Below are 1,227 nucleotides of genomic sequence, written 5' to 3'. Positions count from 1 at the left end.
GATTGGAGATCGGCCCGGTTCCGACCCTGCCGCCCTTGTCGGTTGACACCGTCGAGCCGGTGGTCAACGCCTGGTTGGCGAGCGCGGCATCGAATTCCCGCGCGGAGGCCGCCGATATGTCGATGGCGATGCGATAGCCGCCGCCGTCGTCGTTCTTGAGTACGTCGAGCTTGTCGACCGCAAACGGCCCCTTGCTGGTGAGGATCAGCCGTGACCCCTCACCCTGATCGCCGTAGCGTACAGCCCGGACCAGGCCGCGCGCCTTCACATCCTTGGCACTCATGGCGAATCTGGTGCGCGGCAGGTCAACGACGAGGCGATTGGGGCCGCGCAGCAGGAACCATTTAATGTCGGGCTCGCGGTCGAAAGTCATGACGATGCGCATCTTGGTGGCATCGCCGGCCATCTTGTAGCTGGTGGCGCCGAGCGGCGCGTCTCCGGCGCGGGAAACGCCCGACAGGCCGAGGAAAACCGCCATAAGCAAAAACGCGCAGGCCGCATGCAAGACAGGCCAGGCTGCGCAACGACCCTTGTTTGCGGTGCCTGCCAGTCCCATGTTCTTTCAGTTGCTCCCGGTTTGGCGCCAGGCGCCGGTCGTTGCATCGAAGTGCCGGCAAGGCCGCGAACTCGATTAACGATTGGTATCCAGAGAAGGTTAACCAAGCCTTTTCGCGCAAGGAATTGAAGGCCGGGCTTCCCTTAGGGAACTCCTTTTTGCCGGCATCCGAAATCGGGGTTGCCTTCCCTGCCGCCAAATCATAAAAGCGATGGTGGATCACTGCAATCCTGGAACCGCTTCCTCCGCAGCTTCCTGCTACAGGTCAGATGAAAGGCGGCTCCTTTCGCTTCCAGCGAAAAGGCTTCAGGTGATCGCGACGAATTTCGCAGGCGTGCGCCCGTGGCGGGGGAATCGCTTGCGTGAGGAAAACGGCCGGGGTGTCCCGCGCCGGCTCTGTATGAGCAAACAAGCTGGTCCGGTTCGTCCGGGCTTTGGTTCAAAAGGTTCTGCTGGTGCCAATGGCTTCAAGCGCAATCATGGAAAGGTCCGCAGCAAACCGCGCCATCGTGGCTGCGGGCGGCACCGCCATGGCGCTCAAGCGGCGGCCGGCGGACGTTCAATTGTCCGGCATCCATGTTCCAGGACCGAAGCAGCGGGCTTTGCCCCGCAAGCTGCGGCTGGCGGCTGCCGGGAGGAAACGAAATAATGCCCAACAAGATGCTGATAGA

2 protein-coding genes are annotated in these 1,227 nt (G+C 62.1%); one reads left to right on the top strand and one right to left on the bottom strand.

Going from position 1 to position 1,227, the window contains the following annotated elements:
* A partial coding sequence (locus tag EN781_RS32845) for an AMIN domain-containing protein (protein ID WP_127400741.1) occupies positions 1-556 on the bottom strand: 556 nt, incomplete at its 3' end.
* 434 nt (positions 557-990) lie between these two features.
* On the opposite strand from EN781_RS32845, the gene EN781_RS34955 reads away from it, so the two are divergent.
* On the top strand, positions 991-1,227 hold a 237-nt coding region (locus EN781_RS34955), incomplete at its 3' end, for a hypothetical protein (protein WP_210213515.1).

Source organism: Mesorhizobium sp. M4A.F.Ca.ET.090.04.2.1 (genome assembly GCF_003999085.1).
Lineage (GTDB): Bacteria > Pseudomonadota > Alphaproteobacteria > Rhizobiales > Rhizobiaceae > Mesorhizobium.
This window is presented reverse-complemented; position numbering and strand designations above follow the sequence as displayed.